This window comes from Streptomyces sp. NPDC029169, assembly GCF_055563935.1.
This window is the reverse complement of record NZ_JBVHXA010000020.1, coordinates 113,658-133,394: the sequence shown is the minus strand read 5'-3', so window position 1 is coordinate 133,394 and position 19,737 is coordinate 113,658. Positions and strand designations below refer to the sequence as shown.

Sequence of the window (19,737 nt, the reverse complement as noted above, 5' to 3'; positions counted from 1 at the left end):
GACCGACCCTATCCCCCGGCACTGACAATCGCCGAGGACAGCCACACGGCGGCAACACGCCCTTCACACGCACCCGTCGACCAGGCGCCAGAATGGGGAACATGATCCGGTTCGAGCATGTGACCAAGCGGTACGCGGACGGCACCACCGCCGTCGACGACCTCTCCTTCGACGTCGCCGAGGGTGAACTGGTCACGCTCGTCGGCCCGTCCGGCTGCGGCAAGACCACCACGATGAAGATGGTGAACCGGCTCATCGAGCCGACCGAGGGCCGCATCCTCCTCGACGGCCAGGACATATCCGCGATCGACCCCGTCCAGCTGCGCCGCAGGATCGGTTACGTGATCCAGCAGGTCGGCCTCTTCCCGCACCGCACGGTCCTCGACAACACCGCGACCGTCCCGCATCTCCTCGGCGCCCCGCGCGCCCGGGCCCGCGCCCGCGCCGCCGAACTCCTCGACCTGGTCGGCCTCGACCCGAAGACGTACGGCGGCCGCTACCCCGAGCAGCTCTCCGGCGGCCAGCGCCAGCGCGTCGGCGTGGCCCGCGCGCTCGCCGCCGACCCGCCCGTCCTGCTGATGGACGAACCCTTCGGCGCGGTCGATCCTGTGGTCCGCGAGCACCTCCAGAACGAGTTCCTCCGCCTCCAGTCGCAGGTCCGCAAGACCGTCCTGCTCGTCACCCACGACCTGGAGGAGGCCGTCCGCCTCGGCGACCGGATCGCCGTCTACGGACAGGGCAGGATCGAGCAGTTCGACACCCCGGCCACCGTCCTGGGCGCCCCCGCCACCCCGTACGTCGCCGACTTCGTCGGCGCGGACCGCGGCCTCAAGCGGCTCTCGGTCACCGCGGTGGACTCTGCCGCTCTGGAGGAGGTCCCGGTCCTGCGCGCGGGCGAGGCCGCCGCGTCCGATGCCCTCTGGTCGGTCGTCCTCGGCGCCGACGGGCACATCGAAGGCTGGGTGACGGCGGACGAGCCCGGCCGCACCCGCCCCGCCCCCGAGCCGGTCCCGCTCGGCGCCTCCCTCCGGGAGGCACTCGCCGCGCTCCTGCAGCACGACACCGGCTGGCTCCCCGTCACCGACCCGGCAGGAGGCGGCCGGTACGCCGGCGTCCTCACCCCGGCAGGCATCCACCGGGCCCTGCGCGCGGCGTCCCCCGCCAGGGAACTCAGCTCGCGCTGAGCCGCCCGCTCATCCACACCAGGCCCGGCGGGATCTCCCGGTTCCAGGTGTTGAAGTTGTGCCCGCCGCTGTCCAGCGTGATCGAGGAGACCCGCGCCGGGGCCTTCACCTTCTTGATGAAGTCGAGCGTCCCGCGCAGGTTCCCCTCGCCCTGCTTCGACGTCGTCACCAGGAACGACGACGCGCCCTGCGGCACGTGGTCCAGGCTCCACAGCAGGTCCGCCCGCTTGCGCGCCCGGCCATCCCCGTGGAAGAGGTCGCCCGTCGTCACGTCCTCCGCCGCCTTGTAGTACGCCGAGAAACCCGCGCCCGCCGCGAACCGGTCCGGGTGGTGCAGCGCGATCTTCAGCGCGCAGTAGCCGCCCGTCGAGTTCCCCATGAACCCCCAGTTCCGTGCCTTCGTGCCCACCCGGTACGTCTGCGAGACCGCCTTCGGCAGGTCCTCGGCGAAGAAGGTCTCGGTCTGCGGCCCGCCCGGGACGTTCACGCACTCGGTGTCCCGCGGCGGCGCCACGGTCGGCCGCAGCATCACCAGGATCATCGGCCGCATCTTCTTCTCCTTGACCTGCTGGAAGGCCGTCTTCGGGTACTTCAGCCCCTTGAGCAGGTTCTCGGCCGTGCCGGGGTAGCCGGTCAGCACCACCGAGGCCGGGAACGTGCTCGACGCGTACTCCTTCTGGAAGTACTCCGGCGGCAGGTACACATAGGCCGGCGAGTCGATCCCCGACTTCCGGCCGGTGACGACGACCTTCTGTATCTGCCCGGCGACCGACGGCCGGGAGCCGCCCGGCACGTCCAGCGCCTGCGTACCGACGACCCTGACGGCCTTCGAGGCGGCCGAGTGGTCGACGACCACCCCCAGGTCCTGCTCCTGGCCGAAGAGGTCCGCCCACGACCCGTAGAAGAGGAACGAGTTGTTCGCCGCGAGGCCGACCGAGGCGAACAGTGCGAGCTGGGTCGCGAGCAGCAGCCCGATCCTGCCGAGGACGGCCCGCACGCCGCCACGGGCAAGGCGCGGCCACAGCCAGATCGTGGCCGCGAACAGCACCACCGCCAGCGCGACGGCCAGCGCCAGAACCTTGTTGCTGGTGAGACCCATGAGACGCCCGAGCCCTCTTCCTGAGATTTTCCTGTGGGTGAATGAACCCGCTCCCCCGCGCGGCCGTCCTAGAAGGCGCAAAACCTCCGGACCGGCCCGCCCCTGACCACCGCGCGGCCGCCGGAACACGAATCTTTCGCGGGACCACGGGAAGCACGGGAAGCGATGTCTGTCACGGTAGATGGGGACAAATCAGGATCGGTTCCGGTTCGCGTACGCCGGATTCTGCGCGGACCTCGCCCCGAGAAGGTCCCCGCCCTCGTCGGTACGGCCTGCACCCTCATCGGCCTGATCGACATCGCCGCGGGCGTCTTCCCGCGCTTCCGGGCCAGCCGGATGCACGCCGTCGCCGAGGTCCTGCCCGGCACGCTCGGGCCGCTCTCCGCGGCCCTCTCCCTCAGCGCCGGCGTCCTGCTCCTGCTCCTCGCCCACGGCCTCAAGCGCCACAAGCGCCGCGCCTGGCGGGCCGCCGTCGTCCTGCTGCCGCTCGGCGCCGTCGCCCAGTTCGTCTGGCGGCACTCCGTCCTCGGCGCCCTGCTCTCCCTCGCGCTCCTCGCCCTGCTCCTGCGCCACCGCGGCGAATTCGCCGCCCTGCCCGACCCCCGCAGCCGCTGGAAGGCGCTCGCCAACTTCGTCCTCATGGGCGCCGGATCGATCCTGCTCGGCCTGGTCATCGTCAGCGCCCACCCGCGCCGCGTCATCGGCAGCCCCAGCCTCACCGACCGCCTCGAACACGTCCTGTACGGACTCTTCGGCTTCGAGGGCCCCGTCGGCTACACCCGCGGCGTCGACTGGACCGTCGGCTACTCCCTCGGCGCCCTCGGCATGCTCACCGCCCTCACCACCATCTACCTCGCCTTCCGCCCCGAGCACCCCGCCGCCCGGCTCACCGAGGACGACGAGACCCGGCTGCGCGCCCTGCTTGACAAGCACGGCGGCCGCGACTCCCTCGGCCACTTCGCGCTCCGCCGCGACAAGGGCGTCGTCTTCTCCCCCAGCGGCAAGGCCGCCGTCTGCTACCGCGTCGTCTCCGGCGTCATGCTCGCCAGCGGCGACCCCATCGGCGACGTCGAGGCCTGGCCCGGCGCCATCGAACGCTTCATGGACGAGGCCAAGGCCCACTCCTGGACCCCCGCCGTCATGGGCTGCTCCGAGACCGGCGGCGAGGTCTGGACCCGCGAGACCGGCCTCGACGCCCTCGAACTCGGCGACGAGGCGGTGGTGGACGTCGCGGATTTCTCCCTCTCCGGGCGCGCCATGCGTAACGTGCGCCAGATGGTGAAGCGGATCGAGCGCAACGGCTACACCACCAAGGTCCGCCGCGTCCGTGACCTCAGCGACGGCGAACTCGCCCGCGTCCGCCGCGCCGCCGCCGACTGGCGCGGCACCGACACCGAACGCGGCTTCTCCATGGCGCTCGGCCGGATCGGCGACCCCGGCGACGGAGACGCCGTCATAGCGACCGCCCACAAGGACGATCCGGACTCCCCGTACGGCGACCTGAAGGCGATCATCCACTTCGTACCCTGGGGCACCGACGGCATGTCCCTCGAACTGATGCGCCGCGACCGCTCCGCCGACCCCGGCATGAACGAGCTGCTCATCGTCGCCGCCCTCCAGGAGTCCCCGCGCCTCGGCATCGAGCGCGTCTCCCTCAACTTCGCCATGTTCCGCGCCGCCCTCGCCCGCGGCGAGAAGATCGGCGCCGGACCCGTCCTCCGGCTCTGGCGCGGACTGCTCGTCTTTCTCTCCCGCTGGTTCCAGATCGAGTCCCTGTACAAGTTCAACGCCAAGTTCCGGCCCCGCTGGGAGCCCCGCTTCGTCGTCTACCGCAAGAGCCGCGACCTGCCCCGCATCGGCTTCGCCGCCATGCAGGCCGAAGGCTTCGTGAACCTCGAACTGCCCCGGCCCTTCGCCCGCCGCCGAGCCACCGCCAAGGCCCGCCCCTGCGCCCACATCGTCACCCCACAGCCCGACCGGGAGGTCCGCGCGGCGTGACCCACGCCCCGGGCCCTACGCTGGGCGTATGAGTACGTCGAACGGTCGGGGCACGCCCTTGGGCCTGCCGGAGTGGGACCGCTGCGCGGTCATGGGCGTCGTCAACGTGACCCCGGACTCCTTCTCCGACGGCGGCCGGTGGTTCGACACCACGGCCGCCGTCAAACACGGGCTCGACCTGGTCGCCGAGGGCGCCGACCTCGTCGACGTCGGCGGCGAGTCCACCCGCCCCGGCGCCAGCCGCGTCGACGAGGAGGAGGAGCTGCGCCGGGTCGTCCCCGTCGTCCGCGGCCTCGCCTCCGAAGGCGTCACCGTCTCCGTCGACACCATGCGCGCCTCCGTCGCCCAAGCGGCCGTCGCGGCCGGCGCCGCACTCGTCAACGACGTCAGCGGCGGCCTCGCCGACCCCGCGATGGTCCCCGCCGTCGCCGCCGCCGAGGTCCCCTTCGTCGTCATGCACTGGCGCGGCTTCAGCCAGGACATGAACAGCCTCGCCGTCTACGACGACGTCGTCGGCGAGGTCCTCACCGAACTGCGCCGCCGCATGGAGGCCGTCGTCGAAGGCGGCATCCCGCCCGAGCGGATCGTCATCGACCCCGGCCTCGGCTTCGCCAAGCAGGCACCGCACGACCTCGCCCTCGTCGCCCACCTCCCCGAACTGCGCGCCCTCGGCAGGCCCCTGCTCGTCGCCGCCTCCCGCAAGCGCTTCCTCGGCCACGTCCTCGCCCACGAGGGCGCCGCACCGCCGCCCGCCCGCGAACGCGACGCCGCCACCGCCGCCGTCTCCGCCATCGCCGCCCACGAAGGCGCCTGGGCCGTCCGCGTCCACGAGGTCAGGGCCACCGCCGACGCCGTACGAGTCGCCAGAGCCGTCGAGGGAGCCCGGTGACCCACCAGACCGACACCGAAGCGGTCGAGGCCGCGAACACCGCCTTCTACGAGGCGATGGAGCGCGGCGACTTCGAGGAGATCTCCGCGCTCTGGCTCGACGACGGCGCCACCCCCATCAGCTGCGTCCACCCCGGCTGGCCCGTGCTCTCCGGGCGCGGCGAGGTCCTCCGCTCGTATGCCCTGATCATGGCGAACACCGAGTACATCCAGTTCTTCCTGACCGATGTGAAGGTCTCCCTCGCCGGCGACGTGGCCGTGGTCACCTGCACCGAGAACATCCTCAGCGGCGGACCGGCCGAGGACGGCGCCGAACTCGGACCCCTCGTCGGCCAGCTCGTGGTCGCCACCAATGTGTTCCGCCGCACATTCGAGGGCTGGAAGATCTGGTCCCACCACGGCTCCCCCGTCCTCACCGAAACGGACGAGGAAGAGGACGAGGAACCCGGCGCCTGACCGGGTTCCCGGGTCCTTTCGGGTGACCGCGGGGATTGGAATCCGGCCCTCTGGGTAGGGGCCGCACCCAGCCCCTGTGGCCCTCGCCTCAGCCCCCCGTGGGCAAGCGCTGTCGGTGCCCGCAGGTAGATTCGATGCTGGACACCCGGCCGTCCGCACCCGGCTGCGTGGCCACAAGAACTACGACAGCAGGAGTGATTCGCGTGGATCGTGTCGCGCTGCGCGGCCTCAAGGCCCGAGGACACCACGGCGTCTTCCCCAAGGAACGCGAAGAAGGCCAGACCTTCATCGTGGACCTCGTCCTCGGCCTGGACACCCGCCCCGCGGCCGCCGATGACGACCTGACGAAGACCGTCCACTACGGCGTCGTCGCGGAAGAAGTCGTGGACGTCGTCCAGGGCGAGCCCGTGGACCTGATCGAGACCCTCGCCGAGCGGATCGCCGAGCAGTGCCTCAAGCACGCCGGAGTCCAGGAGGTCGAGGTCGTCGTCCACAAGCCGGACGCGCCGATCACGGTCCCCTTCGACGACGTGACCATCACCATCACCCGGAGCCGAGTATGAAAGCCACGCACAGCGACCCCACCGTGCAGCCCGTACCGGCCTCCGTCGTCGCGGCGGTCGACGCCGCCGACGTGACGCTGTCGAACCCCAAGTGGGCCGTCATCGCGCTCGGCGCCAACCTCGGCAACCGGCTGGAGACCCTCCAGGGCGCCGTCGACGCCCTGGAGGACACCCCGGGCCTGCGGGTCAAGGCCGTCTCCCCCGTGTACGAGACGGAGCCCTGGGGCGTCGAGCCCGGCTCCCAGCCCTCGTACCTCAACGCGGTCGCCCTCGTGAAGACGACCCTGCCGCCCAGCTCCCTCCTGGAGCGGGCACACGCCGTCGAGGAGGCCTTCCACCGGGTCCGCGAGGAGCGCTGGGGCGCCCGCACCATCGACGTCGACATCGTGGCGTACGCCGACGTGGTCTCCGACGACCCCGTCCTCACCCTCCCGCACCCCCGCGCCCACGAGCGCGCCTTCGTCCTCGCCCCCTGGCACGACGTGGACCCCGAGGCCCAACTGCCCGGCCACGGCCCGGTCACCGCACTCCTCGACGCCGTCGGCCGCGACGGGGTCGTGCCGCGCGCCGACCTGGAACTCCGTCTGCCCGAGTAGTCGTTAGGCTCGTGGAACACCGCCTTGCGAGACGACGACACGAAGGACACCCGGTGAAACAACTGCGGCTCAAGGTTCTCGCCGGACTGTTCATCGCGGCCGGAATCCTGTCCTGGGGCGCCGCGCGCCTCTGGGACGCGGTCGGCACCCTGCCGAGCGTGCCGCTCGCCGCGCCGATCGTCCTCGCGTCGATCGCGGTCGTCCTGACCGCGACCGCCCTCTCCATCCGCTCCCGCCTCAAGGCCCAGCGCGAGCGCCGCCCCGGCGCGAAGGGCGTCGAGCCGCTGATGGCGGCCCGCGCGGTGGTCTTCGGCCAGGCGAGCGCCCTGGTCGCCGCCCTGGTCGCCGGCATGTACGGCGGCACGGGCGTCTTCCTCCTGGGCTCCCTGGACATCCCGGCCCGCCGCGACCAGGCCATCTACGCCGCCTTCTCGGTCCTGGCCGGCTTCGCCGTGATCGCGGCGGCCCTCTTCCTGGAGCGCGTCTGCAAACTCCCGGAGGACGACAACCACAACGGCAAGGGCACGGCCCCGGTGGCCTAGGGTCCGTCGACCCTCACGCCCAGAACGCGTCGTACCCGACCGGGTCGGTATGCCGCCCGCCGCACCACCGCTCGCCGCGGTTCAGCCATCGAGCCGAACGACGACCCCCGCTCCGGTCGCTGCGACTAACGCGCCAGTATCAGGGACATGGCCTCGGCACGTGTAGTGGCGTCACGCAGTTGCCCACGTACCGCCGAGGTCGTCGTCTTCGCGCCCGGCTTGCGGATGCCGCGCAGCGACATGCACATGTGCTCGGCCTCGATGACGACGATCGCACCACGCGCCTCAAGGATCTCCATGAGCGAGTCGGCGATCTGCGTCGTCAGGCGCTCCTGCACCTGCGGACGGCGGGCGAAGACATCGACGAGGCGCGCCAGCTTCGACAGGCCCGTGATCTTGCCCGTATCCGCCGGAATGTAGCCAATGTGAGCTACGCCATGGAACGGGAGCAAATGATGCTCACACTGACTGGTCAGCTCAATGTCCTTCACGAGCACCAGTTCGTCGTGGCCCAGGTCGAACGTCGTCGTGAGGACGTCCTCGGGCTTCTGCCACAGCCCGGCGAACAGCTCCTTGTACGCCCGCGCAACCCGCGCCGGCGTCTCCCGCAAACCCTCACGGTCGGGGTCCTCGCCGACCGCGATGAGGAGCTCTCGTACGGCGTTCTCGGCGCGCTTCTCGTCGAACTCGCCGATCGTGCCCTCGCCGTCCAGCGTCACCGGGTCGGTCATCTGTGCCTCGTTCCGTCCTGATCATGGCGCGAAATGTGCCGCGCCCCCACAGGCTAAAACCTGTGGGGGCGCGGCATCCATTCCGGGTGGGCCGGAGGTCAGGCCTCCGGGGTCTCCTCCGGGACGATCTCGATGCCGGGCGTCGGCGTCTTGGTGGTGTCCACCGGGGTGGCGCCGTTCGTGCCGCTCGCGCCGTTCGTCAGGGCCAGCTCCTTGGGGGAGAGCACCGGCGGGCGGGTCGAGGGCGTGCGGCGGGACGAGCCCGTCCAGGCCGGGCGGGCCGGGCGCTTGACGATCGGGGCGAAGATCTCGGCGATCTCCTCCTTGCCCAGCGTCTCCTTCTCCAGGAGCCGCAGGACCAGGTTGTCGAGGACGTCACGGTTCTCGACGAGGATCTCCCACGCCTCGTTGTGCGCGGTCTCGATGAGCTTCTTGACCTCTTCGTCGACCAGCGCGGCGACCTCTTCCGAGTAGTCGCGCTGGTGCGCCATCTCGCGGCCCAGGAACGGTTCGGTGTTGTCGCCGCCGAACTTGATCGCTCCGAGCCGCTCGGTCATGCCGTACTGCGTGACCATCGCGCGTGCGGTGGCCGTGGCCTTCTCGATGTCGTTCGCCGCGCCCGTGGTCGGGTCGTGGAAGACGAGCTCCTCGGCCGCGCGCCCGCCCAGCATGTACGCCAGCTGGTCGAGCATCTCGTTGCGGGTGGTCGAGTACTTGTCCTCGTCCGGGAGCACCATCGTGTAGCCCAGGGCGCGGCCGCGGGACAGGATGGTGATCTTGTGGACCGGGTCGGAGTTCGGCGAGGCCGCCGCGACCAGGGCGTGGCCGCCCTCGTGGTACGCGGTGATCTTCTTCTCCTTGTCCGACATGATCCGGGTCCGCTTCTGCGGGCCCGCGACCACGCGGTCGATCGCCTCGTCCAGGGCGTGGTTGTCGACCAGCTTCTTGTCCGAGCGGGCGGTGAGGAGCGCCGCTTCGTTCAGGACGTTCGACAGGTCCGCGCCCGTGAAGCCGGGCGTACGGCGGGCGACGGCGCCCAGGTCCACGTCCGGGGCGACCGGCTTGCCCTTCTGGTGGACCTTGAGGATCTCCAGTCGGCCCTGCATGTCCGGGCGGTCGACGGCGATCTGCCGGTCGAAGCGGCCGGGGCGCAGGAGCGCCGGGTCGAGGATGTCGGGACGGTTCGTGGCGGCGATCAGGATGACCCCGCCCTTGACGTCGAAGCCGTCCATCTCGACGAGGAGCTGGTTCAGGGTCTGCTCGCGCTCGTCGTGGCCACCGCCGAGTCCGGCACCGCGGTGACGGCCGACGGCGTCGATCTCGTCGACGAAGACGATCGCCGGGGCGTTCGCCTTGGCCTGCTCGAAGAGGTCACGGACCCGGGAGGCACCGACACCGACGAACATCTCGACGAAGTCGGAGCCGGAGATCGAGTAGAACGGCACGCCGGCCTCGCCCGCGACGGCGCGCGCGAGGAGGGTCTTGCCGGTTCCGGGCGGGCCGTAGAGCAGCACGCCCTTGGGGATCTTGGCGCCGACGGCCTGGAACTTCGCCGGCTCCTGGAGGAACTCCTTGATCTCGTGGAGTTCCTCGACGGCCTCGTCGGCACCCGCCACGTCGGCGAAGGTGGTCTTCGGGGTGTCCTTGGTGATCAGCTTGGCCTTGGACTTCCCGAAGTTCATGACTCGGGAGCCGCCGCCCTGCATCTGGTTCATCAGGAACAGGAAGACGACCACGATCAGGACGAAGGGGAGCAGCGAGAGCAGCACCGACAGGAACGGGCTCTGCCGCTCCGGGGAGACGGTGTAGCCCTTGTCGAGGTCGCCGGCGGACGACTGCTCCTGGAGCGTGGTGGTCAGGTTGGCGCCCTGGTCACCGATGTAGCTGGCCTGGATCTTGGCGCTGCCGCCGTACTTGTTCTTGTCGGCGCCCTTCTTGAGCTCGACCTTGATGACCTGCTCGTCGCCGGTCGTCAGCTTGACCTGGTCGGCCTGCTTGTCATTGATCGCCTGGACGACCTTGCTGGTGTCCACCGTCTTGTAGCCCTCGGACGAGCCGACGACCTGCATCAGCACGACCACGGCGAGGACGGCCAGCACGATCCACATGACCGGCCCACGGAAGTATCGCTTCACGTCCATCCATACGGAGCGAGAACGCTCCGTCCCTCCTGCCCGTAGGTAAATGCTGCTGTGAGAGCTGCTATGAGAAAAAGCTGTTCTTCGGAAGGTACCTCAGCACGGCGACCCGTGACCGCCTTCCCTTGCTCCAACGGCGGGAGGGCGGTCCGGGTTCCCGTTTCTCAGCCTCCGTAGACGTGCGGCGCCAGGGTGCCGACGAAGGGGAGGTTGCGGTACTTCTCGGCGTAGTCGAGGCCGTAGCCGACGACGAACTCGTTGGGGATGTCGAAGCCGATCCACTTCACGTCGATCGCGACCTTGGCGGCGTCCGGCTTGCGCAGCAGGGTGCAGACCTCGAGGGAGGCCGGCTCGCGCGAGCCGAGGTTGGAGAGCAGCCAGGACAGCGTCAGGCCGGAGTCGATGATGTCCTCGACGATCAGGACGTGCTTGCCCTTGATGTCGGTGTCGAGGTCCTTGAGGATGCGGACGACGCCGGAGGACTGGGTGCCCGCGCCGTAGGAGGAGACAGCCATCCAGTCCATGGTGACGGGGGTGGACAGCGCGCGCGCCAGGTCCGCCATCACCATCACGGCGCCCTTGAGGACACCGACGATGAGCAGGTCCTTGCCCGCGTACTCCGCGTCGATCTTCGCGGCCAGCTCGGCCAGTTTCGCGTCGATCTCTTCCTTGGTGATGAGCACCGACTTGAGGTCGGTGCCCATGTCCTTCTCGTTCACCCGGGTCACTTTCGTTGCAGCTTGCGTCAGCCTTGCCGGATGACCAGTCTGCCACCCTGCCGCCGTGCCTCGACGCGGCCGGGCAGATTGATGGCGCCCTGGCCGCGCCAGCCGGTGATCAGCCGGTCGACCTCTTCGATGTGGCGGGCGAAGAGGGATCCGGCGGGTGCGCCTTCGGCGATCACGGCGCGGCGCAGGATGCGGCGGCGGACGGCGGGCGGGAGGCCGTAGAGCTTGGCGCATTCGAGGCGGCCGGCTTCGTCGCGTACGGCGGTTTCGGCGTCGGCGGCCCAGGAGTCGAGGGCGTCGGCGTCGTCGCGGGAGAGCTGGGCCGTACGGGCGAGGGCTTCGACGACGCCCTTGCCGAGGGCCTTCTCCAGGGCGGGGAGGCCTTCGTGGCGGAGCCGGGAGCGGGTGTAGGCGGGGTCCGCGTTGTGGGGGTCGTCCCAGACGGCGAGCTCTTGGGCGACGCAGGCCTTGCGGACGGTCTGCCGGTCGAGTTCGAGGAAGGGGCGGCGGTAGCGGCCGGCGGCGCCGGAGACGGCGGCCATGCCGGAGAGGGAGCGGATGCCGGAGCCGCGGGCGAGGCCGAGCAAAACGGTTTCCGCCTGGTCGTCGCGGGTGTGTCCGAGCAGGACGGCGGTGGCGCCGTGGCGCTCGGCGGCTGCGTCGAGGGCGGCGTAGCGGGCGTCGCGGGCGGCTGCCTCTGGGCCGCCTTCGCGGCCGACGGTGACGGCGACGGCTTCGACGGGGTCGAGGCCGAGGGCGGTCATGCGTCCGGCGACCTCGGCGGCGCGCTGGGCGGAGCCGTCCTGGAGGCCGTGGTCGACGGTGATGCCGCCGGCGCGGACGGCGAGTTTGCGGGCCTCGAAGGCGAGCGCGGAGGCGAGCGCCATGGAGTCGGCGCCGCCGGAGCAGGCGACCAGCACCAGGGGCTGGGCGTCGTCGGCGTCGGCGCGGGTGTTGTGCTCGGTGAGAACGTCGTGGAGTACGCGGCGGACCGCCAGGCGTATCGCCGCGACCGCAGGATGGGGACCCATGTCCGGTGCCCTTCGTGAAGGAGTGGGGTGCCTCGGTCGGAGTCTTAACGGTCGGAAGAGGGGGTTCGGTCACTCAGAGTGCGTCGATGGTGACAGAACCTGGCCGTTACCCGAGCATTGCACGCCCCACCCCTTGCCTAGGGTCCCTCGGATGGGTGATTGAGGCTGTGTTCTTCTGTCGTCCGTCGCACCCGTCTCACGAGTCTGCCTTACGGTGCACCCTCGCGATCCAGTCGGCCGGTGTGGCGATCTCCGTCTTGGTGGGGAGTGTGTTGGGGGAGGTCCATACGCGGTTGAAGCCGTCCATGCCGACCTGGTCGACGACGGCTCGTACGAAGCGTTCTCCGTCGCGGTACTGGCGCAGTTTGGCGTCGAGGCCGAGGAGCTTGCGCAGGGCGAGGTCGAGGCGGGAGGCGCCGCGGGCGCGGCGCTGCTGGAACTTCTCGCGGATCTCGGCGACGGAGGGGACGACCTGGGGGCCGACGCCGTCCATGACGTAGTCGGCGTGGCCTTCGAGGAGGGACATGACGGCGGTGAGGCGGCTGAGGATCTCGCGCTGCTCGGGGGTCTGGACGAGTTCGACGAGGGAGGGGCCGGGTTCGCCCTCCTCCCCTTCGGGGCGGCTGCCGGTGAGGGTCTGGGCGGCTTCGCGGAGCCGCTCGAGGATGGTGGAGGGGTCGACCTCGGTGGCGCCGAGGAATGACTGGATCTCGCCCTGGAGGTGGTCGCGGAGCCAGGGCACGGCGGTGAACTGGGTGCGGTGGGTCTCCTCGTGGAGGCAGACCCAGAGCCGGAAGTCGTGGGGTTCGACGGCGAGTTCGCGTTCGACGTGGACGATGTTGGGGGCGACGAGCAGGAGGCGGCCGCCGCCGTTGTCCCCGGCGGGCAGGTCGCGGGTGGCGGGGGCGAAGGTCTCGTACTGGCCGAGGATCCGGGAGGCGAGGAAGGACAGCAGCATTCCGAGCTCGACGCCGGTGACCTTGCCGCCGACGGCGCCGAGCATGGTGCCGCCGGGGGTGCTGGTGCGCCGTTCCTGCATCTTGTCGAGGAGCGGGGAGAGCAGTTCGCGGAAGCCGGCGACGTTGGCCCTGACCCAGCCGGCGCGGTCGACGACGAGGACGGGGGTGTCCCGTGGTTCGTGGCCCTCGGGGATCATGCGGGTGAAGGCCCGGACGTGTTCCTCGGACGCCTTGGCGTGCCTGCGGAGCTCCGCGACGACGTCGCGGGCCTCTTCGCGGCTCACTTCGGGGCCCGGCCTCACGAGTCGGGTCGCGGTCGCGACCGCGAGATTCCAGTCGACCATCTCGGCACCACCGATGCTCGTCATGCGTCAACCGTACGTTCTTCCCGCCCGATCGGTGAGGCTTCGGACCTGTTCAGCCCTGGGCGGCGAGGGCGGCGGAGAGCCGGTCGAGGGCGGGCTGTGCCTCGTACGTGGAGGGGGTGCGGCCGGCGAGGAAGGCGAAGGCGAGGAGCCGGCCGTCGGCGGTGACGACGGTTCCGGCGAGCGTGTTGACGCCGGTGAGGGTGCCGGTCTTGGCGCGGACGAGTCCGGCGCCGCCGGCGGCGGGTCCGGCGTCGAAGCGGGCCTCGAGGGTGCCGCTGAAGCCGCCGACGGGGAGGCCGGTGAGGACGGGGCGCAGGGCGGGGCGGGTGGGGTCGGCCGCCAGGGTGAGGAGGCCGGTGAGCAGCGCGGCGGAGACGCGGTCGTCGCGGGAGAGGCCGCTGCCGTCGGCGAAGCGCGCGCCGGCGGTGGGCAGGCCGAGGGCGGTGAGCTCGGCCCGTACGGCCTTGCCGGCGCCGGTGAAGCCGGCGGGCTGCTTGCGGGCGAGGGCGGTCTGGCGGGCGAGGGCCTCGGCGAGGTCGTTGTCGCTGTGGGTGAGGGTGTGCTCGACGAGTGCGGCGAGGGGGGCGGATTCGGTACGGGCCAGGGGGGCGGCCTCGGTGGCCTTGGGGTTCTTGGGGTCTTTGGGGGCGCGGCCGGGGGTGGGGGTGCCCTCGACCTTCGTACCGGCCTTGCCGAGGAGCTCGGCGAAGGCGGTGGCGGTGTCCCTGGCCGGGTCGGCGGCGCGCGGGGCGGGTCCGCTGTCGGAGCCGTCCAGGCGTCCCTCGTCGAGCATCAGCGCGCTGACGGGGGCGATGTTCTCGTTGGGGCCGATGGGGTGCCGGGCGGGGCCCTGGTAGAGGGTCGTGTCGTAGGTGACGCGTACGGCGGTGGTGCCGCGGGCCTTCAGGGCGCGGGCGGTGTCGGTGGCGAGGGCCTTCAGGCGGGCGCGGTCGAGCGTGGGGTCGCCGCCGCCGACGAGGGTGACGGTGCGGCCGTCCGGGGAGGCGACGACGGTGGTCGGGATGCGGTGGTCGGGCCCGAGGGCGGAGAGGACGGCGACCGAGGTGGCGATCTTGATGGTGGAGGCCGGGGTCATGGGGGTCGTGGCGCCCTCCCCGTACAGCTGCCTGCCGGTGGTGGCGTCGACGACCGAGGCGGTGCGCAGCGGGCCGAGGCCGGGATCGGCGAGGAGCGGTACGAGGACGGCGGCGAGGTCGCCCGGGGGGGCGGGCCGCGGGGCGCCGAGCTCGCGGAGCACCCCTGCGGCGCTGGGGGCCGGGGCGGGGCGCGGGGGGCCCGCGGGGGGCGGGTTCTCCGCGTGATGTGCGCCACCTGTCGGGGCCACGGCGGCCGCCCGGGCGCGCTCGGCCTTACGCTGACCGTTGTCCCACGGACCGGCGGCGGTCACCGCTCCGGCGGCCAGGGCCAGACCGAGTACGGCAGAGCACGCCGTGAGCTGCCAGGTCCTCGGCTCCGGCATTGCTGACCAGCCCCTTTCGCGATCACACACAGGCGTGAGGGACACTTAATCACTGCGCGTCGTCGCAGGCATTGACATGTGTTGATTCAGGAGGAGCCACCCGTGGAGTTCGACGTCACCATCGAGATCCCGAAGGGGTCGCGGAACAAGTACGAGGTCGACCACGAGACGGGTCGCATCCGCCTGGACCGCCGCCTCTTCACCTCGACCAGCTACCCGGCCGACTACGGCTTCGTCGAGAACACCCTCGGCGAGGACGGCGACCCGCTGGACGCGCTGGTCATCCTTGACGAGCCGACCTTCCCCGGCTGCCTGATCAAGTGCCGCGCCATCGGCATGTTCCGTATGACGGACGAGGCCGGCGGCGACGACAAGCTGCTGTGCGTCCCCGCCTCGGACCCGCGCGTCGAGCACCTGCGTGACATCCACCACGTGTCGGAGTTCGACCGCCTGGAGATCCAGCACTTCTTCGAGGTCTACAAGGACCTGGAGCCGGGCAAGTCGGTCGAGGGCGCCAACTGGGTCGGCCGCGCCGAGGCCGAGGCCGAGATCGAGGCCTCCTACAAGCGCCTGGAGGCGCAGGGCGGCGCCCACTGAGTGGGCTTCTGCTGAGGCTGTGACGGGCGGTGCACCTTGCGGGTGCGCCGCCCGTTTCGCGTCTTCTCGTATGCCTGTGCCCATACTGGGCGGACACGTGCGAACGGGAGTGAGGGCGAAGAGAGTGGTCGCGGAGGCGGACGGCCAGGAGGACCGGAAGCCGCAGTCGGACGAGGCGCGCAGCGCCTTCACCCCGCCGGCGGGCGTCGAGCAGCCGGTGGTGCCGGAGGAGGAGCATCCGACCTCCGAGTTCGCCGTTCCCGAGGGGCTGGTTTCGGAGCCGCCGGCCGAGCCGGAGGGCTCGGCGTTCGCGCCGCCGTCGGCCTACTCCGCGCAGCACGCGGCGCCAGCCTTCACGCCCGCGCACGGGATGCCGCTGGTGCGGCTGCCGGCGGACGCGCCCTGGCAGGACCGGATGCGGACGATGCTGCGGCTGCCGGTCGGTGAGCGGCCGGTGCCGGAGACGCGCAAGGAGGACGAGGGCGGTCCGGCGGTGCCGCGCGTGCTCGACCTGACCCTGCGTATCGGCGAGCTGCTGCTTGCAGGTGGGGAGGGCGCGGAGGACGTCGAGGCGGCGATGTTCGCGATCTGCCGCTCGTACGGTCTGGACCGGTGCGAGCCGACCGTGACGTTCACGCTGCTTTCGATCACGTACCAGCCGTCGCTGGTGGACGACCCGATCACGGCGAACCGGACGGTACGGCGGCGGGGCACGGACTACACCCGGCTGGCGGCGGTCTACCAGTTGCTCGCCGACATCAACGCGGAGGAGCACGACGTCACGCCGGAGGAGGCGTACCGGCGGCTCGCGGAGATCCGGCGCAACCGGCACCCGTACCCGGGATGGGTGCTGACGACGGCGGCGGGTGTCCTGGCGGGCGCGGCGTCGGTGCTGCTCGGCGGTGACCTGACGGTGTTCTTCGTGGCGGCGCTGGGCGCGGTGCTCGGGGACCGGCTGGCGTGGCTGTGCGCGGGGCGCGGGCTGCCGGAGTTCTACCAGTTCCTGGTGGCGGCGATGCCGCCGGCCGCGATGGGCGTTCTCCTGACACTGCTGCACGCGGACCTGCGGCCCTCGGCGGTCATCACGGGTGGCCTGTTCGCCCTGATCCCGGGGCGTGCGCTTGTGGCGGCGGTGCAGGACGGGCTGACCGGCTTCTACATCACGGCCTCGGCCCGGCTCCTGGAGGTCGGGTACTTCTTCGTGGCGATCGTGGTGGGTGTGCTGTCGGTGCTGTACGTGGCCGTGCAGTTCGACGCGCAGCTGAACCCGGAAGGGGCGCTGAGTCCGGTCGAGCGGCCGGTGGTGCAGATCCTGGCGTCGATGGTGCTGTGCGCGACGTTCGCGATCCTGTTGCAGCAGTCGCGGGGGACGGTGCTGTTCGCGACGCTGAACGGCGGGGTGGCCTGGGTGGTCTACGCGTCGATCGCGGTGACCGCGGACGGCTCGGCCGTGATGGCGACGGCGGTGGCGGCGGGTCTGGTGGGTCTGTTCGGGCAGCTGATCGCCCGGTACCACCACACGTCGTCGCTGCCGTACGTGACGGCGGCGATCGGGCCGCTGCTGCCGGGGTCGGCGACGTACTTCGGGGTGCTCGCGATCGCCCAGAACAACCTGGACCAGGGTTTCACCAACCTGGCGAAGGCGGCGGCCCTGGCCCTGGCGATCGCGATCGGCGTGAACCTGGGAGGCGAGCTGGCCCGCCTCTTCATGCAGGCGCCCCGCGCGGCGGCGGCCCGCCGCGCGGCGAAGCGGACGAGGGGCTTCTGACCGGGTCCGGCAGGGTCAGCGCTTGGCGTGGCGGCCGCGCTCGGCCGGGGTGCCGTCGTCGGCCTGGGCGCGAGCGGCCTTCTTGGACTGGGAGCGGGCGCGCAGGAACTCGATCGCGATCGGGACCACCGAGATCAGCACGATCAGGATGAGGATCGCCTCGATGTGCTTGTGCACGAAGTCGATCTTGCCGAGGGAGGCGCCGAGCAGCGTCACGCCCACGCCCCACAGGATGCCGCCGATGATGTTGAACGTGATGAACGAGCGGTAGTTCATCCGGCTCACACCGGCGATGATCGGCGTGAACGTCCGCACGATCGGCACGAAGCGGGCGAGGACCAGCGACTTCGGGCCGTACTTCTCGAAGAACTCGTGGGCCTTCTCCACGTTCTCCTGCTTGAAGAGCCTGGAGTCGGGGCGCTTGAAGAGGGCCGGGCCGACCTTGCGGCCGAAGAGGTAGCCGACCTGGTCGCCGATGATCGCGGCGAGCGCGACCAGGGTGCACACCACCCACAGCGGGGTGTCCAGCTTGCCGGTGGTGACCAGCAGGCCGGTGGTGAAGAGCAGCGAGTCACCGGGCAGGAAGAACCCGATGAGCAGGCCGGACTCGGCGAAGACGATGACGAGGACGCCGATCAGACCGAAGGTCTGAATCAGATAGTCCGGGTCCAGCCAGCTCGGTCCGAGGGCAAGCGTATTCACGGGTTCCGGGCTCCTGCGGTCGGTGGGGGCGGGGGACGGCTGCCCCAAGGTATCAACGCATTCTTACGGCTCCGGGTTCCATCGGGGTCCACCTGGCCCCTCCGGGATGCGGCGGTGGGCGGCCGGCCCGACGCTGGTGGCCAGGAGGTGGATGCGCATGGGCATCGAGGAGTACGGCGGCGGTCAGGGGCCGCACCCGGACGTGCTGGTCGTCACCACGAACGACGTTCCCGGCTATGAGGTCAAGCAGGTCATCGGCGAAGTCTTCGGTCTGACCGTGCGATCCCGGCATCTGGGCAGCCAGATCGGTGCCGGTCTGAAGTCGATGATCGGCGGGGAGCTGAAGGGGCTGACCAAGACCCTGGTCGAGACCCGCAACCAGGCGATGGAACGGCTGGTGGAGCAGGCGAAGGCGCGCGGGGCCAATGCCGTGCTGATGTTCCGCTTCGACGTGACGGAGGCGGCGGACGTGGGGACGGAGGTCTGCGCGTACGGCACGGCGGTGGTGATCGCACCCCGCGCGTGATCGCATCCTCGCGACGGATCGGACGGCGACACCCCCAACTCCGCAGACGTTGTGCGGCTTTTGTGCACCTATGGTGGGGCGGTGGTCATCGATAACCCGTCGTCCGAGCCCCCGCTCCCCGTCCCCCGGACACCGGCCCGTGTCCTGCTGCCGCAGGTCCTGCCCGCTCTCCTGGTGGGCGTGCTGGCGAGCCTGCTCTTCCTCGGGATCGAGTGGGTCTCCGAAGAGCTCGAGCACGTGCTGTGGGACACCCTTCCGGACGCCCTGGGCATCGGCGGCTTCTCCTCCCTCTGGATGATCGTCATGCTCACCGCGACCGGGATCGCGGTGGGGCTCGTCGTCTGGAAGGCGCCGGGACACGCGGGCCCCGATCCCTCCTCGACCGGCCTCGGCGGCAGCCCGATGGCCCTCCCGGTCCTCCCCGGGCTGCTGATCGCGGCTACGCTCACCCTGGCCGGCGGGGTCAGCCTCGGCCCGGAGAACCCGATCATCGCGGCGAATGTCGCGCTCGCCTACTGGATCGGGCGCAAGGCCCTGCCGGCCGTGCCGGGCGCGGCGTGGGTCGTGCTCGCCTCCTCCGCCACCATCGGCGCCCTCTTCGGCACCCCTGTCGCCGCCGCCCTGGTCATCTCCGAGGCGCTCACCCACAAGCCGGAGGGCCAGGGCTCCCTGTGGGACCGGCTCTTCGCGCCGCTCGTCGCCGCCGGCGCCGGGGCGATGACCACGACCCTCCTCGCGCACCCCAGCTTCGACCTTTCGCTCCCCCCGCTGGGCACACCGGGGTGGGGCGATCTGCTCTCCGCGATGACCGTCGCCACCGCCGCGGCCCTCTTCGGCCTTCTCTGCTGCTACGGCCTCCCCTACGTCCACCGGGCCTTCAAACGGCTGCGGCACCCCATGCTGATGCTCCCGGCCGGCGGCCTGGTCCTCGGCCTGCTGGGAGCGCTCGGCGGGCATCTGACGCTCTTCAAGGGCCTGGAACAGATCAAGGAGCTCACCTCGAACATCGGCGGCTGGTCGTCGGGCGAGCTGGCCAGGATGGCCGTCGTCAAGCTGGCCGCCCTGCTGGTCGCCGCCTCCTGCGGCTTCGTCGGCGGCCGGATCTTCCCCGCCGTGTTCATCGGCGTCGCCTTCGGGATGCTCGCCCAGGCCCTCGTCACGGAGATCCATCCGGCCGTCGCGATCTCCTCCGGCGTGCTCGGCGTGCTGCTCGCGACCACCCGACAGGGCTGGGTGAGCCTCTTCGTCGGCGTCGTCCTCGCCCCCTCGCCCGCGATCATCCCCCTGCTCTGTCTTGCCTCCCTGCCCGCCTGGCTGGTCGTCACCGGCCGCCCCCAGCTCGAACTCGACGAGTCGGGCGCCCCCCTCCACTGAGCCGTCACG

19 protein-coding genes are annotated in these 19,737 nt (G+C 71.1%); 11 read left to right on the top strand and 8 right to left on the bottom strand.

What is annotated here, in order from left to right:
- Window positions 1–101: 101 nt before the first annotated feature.
- A complete protein-coding gene (locus tag ACZ4VI_RS30405; protein WP_468004400.1) occupies window positions 102–1,184 on the top strand; it encodes an ABC transporter ATP-binding protein in 1,083 nt (360 codons plus the stop codon).
- Here the strand turns inward: ACZ4VI_RS30405 and ACZ4VI_RS30400 are convergent.
- Complete coding sequence (locus tag ACZ4VI_RS30400) at window positions 1,171–2,283, bottom strand: alpha/beta hydrolase (RefSeq protein WP_468004398.1); 1,113 nt, start codon at window positions 2,281–2,283, stop codon at window positions 1,171–1,173. The two genes, ACZ4VI_RS30405 and ACZ4VI_RS30400, sit on opposite strands and share 14 nt — an antisense overlap.
- A gap of 165 nt (window positions 2,284–2,448) precedes the next feature.
- Here ACZ4VI_RS30400 and ACZ4VI_RS30395 point away from each other — a divergent pair, with 165 nt between their 5' ends.
- From ACZ4VI_RS30395 to ACZ4VI_RS30370, 6 genes are all read left to right on the top strand, one after another.
- The gene (locus ACZ4VI_RS30395) at window positions 2,449–4,281 is read left to right on the top strand and encodes a phosphatidylglycerol lysyltransferase domain-containing protein (RefSeq protein WP_468004396.1); all 1,833 of its coding nucleotides are present in this window, start codon (window positions 2,449–2,451) and stop codon (window positions 4,279–4,281) included.
- Between the two features lie 28 nt (window positions 4,282–4,309).
- Window positions 4,310–5,170 carry a dihydropteroate synthase gene (gene folP / locus ACZ4VI_RS30390; RefSeq protein ID WP_468004394.1) on the top strand — a complete coding sequence of 287 codons (861 nt, stop codon included), beginning with the start codon at window positions 4,310–4,312 and terminating at the stop codon, window positions 5,168–5,170.
- The gene (locus ACZ4VI_RS30385; RefSeq protein WP_468004392.1) at window positions 5,167–5,625 is read left to right on the top strand and encodes a nuclear transport factor 2 family protein; all 459 of its coding nucleotides are present in this window, start codon (window positions 5,167–5,169) and stop codon (window positions 5,623–5,625) included. Before folP ends, ACZ4VI_RS30385 begins: the two co-directional genes overlap by 4 nt.
- A 203-nt stretch (window positions 5,626–5,828) precedes the next feature.
- A complete protein-coding gene (folB, locus tag ACZ4VI_RS30380) occupies window positions 5,829–6,188 on the top strand; it encodes a dihydroneopterin aldolase (RefSeq protein WP_137988623.1) in 360 nt (119 codons plus the stop codon).
- Window positions 6,185–6,784 carry a 2-amino-4-hydroxy-6-hydroxymethyldihydropteridine diphosphokinase gene (folK, locus tag ACZ4VI_RS30375; protein WP_468004390.1) on the top strand — a complete coding sequence of 200 codons (600 nt, stop codon included), beginning with the start codon at window positions 6,185–6,187 and terminating at the stop codon, window positions 6,782–6,784. The genes folB and folK overlap by 4 nt, the downstream gene beginning before the upstream one ends.
- Window positions 6,785–6,837: 53 nt before the next feature.
- Window positions 6,838–7,326, top strand: coding sequence for a DUF3180 domain-containing protein (locus ACZ4VI_RS30370; protein WP_468004388.1), 489 nt, complete (start codon window positions 6,838–6,840; stop codon window positions 7,324–7,326).
- A gap of 125 nt (window positions 7,327–7,451) precedes the next feature.
- On the opposite strand, the gene folE is transcribed toward ACZ4VI_RS30370, so the two are convergent.
- The 6 genes from folE to dacB all read right to left on the bottom strand — a co-directional run bounded on the left by folE (window position 7,452) and on the right by dacB (window position 14,761).
- On the bottom strand, window positions 7,452–8,057 hold the full coding sequence (gene folE, locus ACZ4VI_RS30365; protein ID WP_468004386.1) for a GTP cyclohydrolase I FolE: 606 nt from the start codon (window positions 8,055–8,057) through the stop codon (window positions 7,452–7,454).
- A 98-nt stretch (window positions 8,058–8,155) separates the two neighbouring features.
- A complete protein-coding gene (ftsH, locus tag ACZ4VI_RS30360; RefSeq protein WP_468004384.1) occupies window positions 8,156–10,198 on the bottom strand; it encodes an ATP-dependent zinc metalloprotease FtsH in 2,043 nt (680 codons plus the stop codon).
- A gap of 161 nt (window positions 10,199–10,359) precedes the next feature.
- Window positions 10,360–10,899, bottom strand: a complete 540-nt coding sequence (hpt, locus tag ACZ4VI_RS30355; protein ID WP_132917781.1) for a hypoxanthine phosphoribosyltransferase — start codon at window positions 10,897–10,899, stop codon at window positions 10,360–10,362.
- A 41-nt stretch (window positions 10,900–10,940) separates the two neighbouring features.
- Window positions 10,941–11,954 (bottom strand): tRNA lysidine(34) synthetase TilS, encoded by a 1,014-nt coding sequence (tilS, locus tag ACZ4VI_RS30350; RefSeq protein ID WP_468004383.1) that lies wholly within the window; start codon window positions 11,952–11,954, stop codon window positions 10,941–10,943.
- Between the two features lie 196 nt (window positions 11,955–12,150).
- Complete coding sequence (locus tag ACZ4VI_RS30345; protein WP_468004381.1) at window positions 12,151–13,281, bottom strand: zinc-dependent metalloprotease; 1,131 nt, start codon at window positions 13,279–13,281, stop codon at window positions 12,151–12,153.
- A gap of 49 nt (window positions 13,282–13,330) precedes the next feature.
- A complete protein-coding gene (gene dacB, locus ACZ4VI_RS30340; protein ID WP_468004379.1) occupies window positions 13,331–14,761 on the bottom strand; it encodes a D-alanyl-D-alanine carboxypeptidase/D-alanyl-D-alanine endopeptidase in 1,431 nt (476 codons plus the stop codon).
- Between the two features lie 102 nt (window positions 14,762–14,863).
- Between dacB and ACZ4VI_RS30335 the strand changes: the two genes are divergently transcribed.
- Both ACZ4VI_RS30335 and ACZ4VI_RS30330 read left to right on the top strand, forming a co-directional pair.
- Complete coding sequence (locus ACZ4VI_RS30335) at window positions 14,864–15,358, top strand: inorganic diphosphatase (RefSeq protein ID WP_019888410.1); 495 nt, start codon at window positions 14,864–14,866, stop codon at window positions 15,356–15,358.
- A gap of 124 nt (window positions 15,359–15,482) precedes the next feature.
- Window positions 15,483–17,126 carry a threonine/serine exporter family protein gene (locus tag ACZ4VI_RS30330; protein ID WP_468004449.1) on the top strand — a complete coding sequence of 548 codons (1,644 nt, stop codon included), beginning with the start codon at window positions 15,483–15,485 and terminating at the stop codon, window positions 17,124–17,126.
- Between the two features lie 15 nt (window positions 17,127–17,141).
- Here the strand turns inward: ACZ4VI_RS30330 and ACZ4VI_RS30325 are convergent, their stop codons facing one another.
- Complete coding sequence (locus tag ACZ4VI_RS30325; RefSeq protein WP_468004378.1) at window positions 17,142–17,828, bottom strand: DedA family protein; 687 nt, start codon at window positions 17,826–17,828, stop codon at window positions 17,142–17,144.
- Between the two features lie 157 nt (window positions 17,829–17,985).
- On the opposite strand from ACZ4VI_RS30325, the gene ACZ4VI_RS30320 reads away from it, so the two are divergent.
- Window positions 17,986–18,354: a YbjQ family protein gene (locus tag ACZ4VI_RS30320; RefSeq protein WP_468004376.1), complete on the top strand. Its 369-nt coding sequence runs from the start codon at window positions 17,986–17,988 to the stop codon at window positions 18,352–18,354.
- Between the two features lie 87 nt (window positions 18,355–18,441).
- The gene (locus ACZ4VI_RS30315) at window positions 18,442–19,728 is read left to right on the top strand and encodes an ion channel protein (protein WP_468004447.1); all 1,287 of its coding nucleotides are present in this window, start codon (window positions 18,442–18,444) and stop codon (window positions 19,726–19,728) included.
- Window positions 19,729–19,737 lie beyond the last annotated feature (9 nt).

What these genes read in the sequence shown, in the direction of transcription:
- ACZ4VI_RS30395 (WP_468004396.1), top strand. Translation starts at nt 2,449, where the DNA reads ATGTCTGTCACGGTAGATGGGGACAAATCAGGATCGGTTCCGGTTCGC.
- ACZ4VI_RS30320 (WP_468004376.1), top strand. Translation starts at nt 17,986, where the DNA reads ATGGGCATCGAGGAGTACGGCGGCGGTCAGGGGCCGCACCCGGACGTG.
- tilS (WP_468004383.1), bottom strand. Translation starts at nt 11,954, where the DNA reads ATGGGTCCCCATCCTGCGGTCGCGGCGATACGCCTGGCGGTCCGCCGC.
- ACZ4VI_RS30400 (WP_468004398.1), bottom strand. Translation starts at nt 2,283, where the DNA reads ATGGGTCTCACCAGCAACAAGGTTCTGGCGCTGGCCGTCGCGCTGGCG.
- hpt (WP_132917781.1), bottom strand. Translation starts at nt 10,899, where the DNA reads ATGGGCACCGACCTCAAGTCGGTGCTCATCACCAAGGAAGAGATCGAC.
- dacB (WP_468004379.1), bottom strand. Translation starts at nt 14,761, where the DNA reads ATGCCGGAGCCGAGGACCTGGCAGCTCACGGCGTGCTCTGCCGTACTC.
- folP (WP_468004394.1), top strand. Translation starts at nt 4,310, where the DNA reads ATGAGTACGTCGAACGGTCGGGGCACGCCCTTGGGCCTGCCGGAGTGG.
- folE (WP_468004386.1), bottom strand. Translation starts at nt 8,057, where the DNA reads ATGACCGACCCGGTGACGCTGGACGGCGAGGGCACGATCGGCGAGTTC.
- ACZ4VI_RS30345 (WP_468004381.1), bottom strand. Translation starts at nt 13,281, where the DNA reads ATGACGAGCATCGGTGGTGCCGAGATGGTCGACTGGAATCTCGCGGTC.
- ACZ4VI_RS30405 (WP_468004400.1), top strand. Translation starts at nt 102, where the DNA reads ATGATCCGGTTCGAGCATGTGACCAAGCGGTACGCGGACGGCACCACC.
- ftsH (WP_468004384.1), bottom strand. Translation starts at nt 10,198, where the DNA reads ATGGACGTGAAGCGATACTTCCGTGGGCCGGTCATGTGGATCGTGCTG.
- folK (WP_468004390.1), top strand. Translation starts at nt 6,185, where the DNA reads ATGAAAGCCACGCACAGCGACCCCACCGTGCAGCCCGTACCGGCCTCC.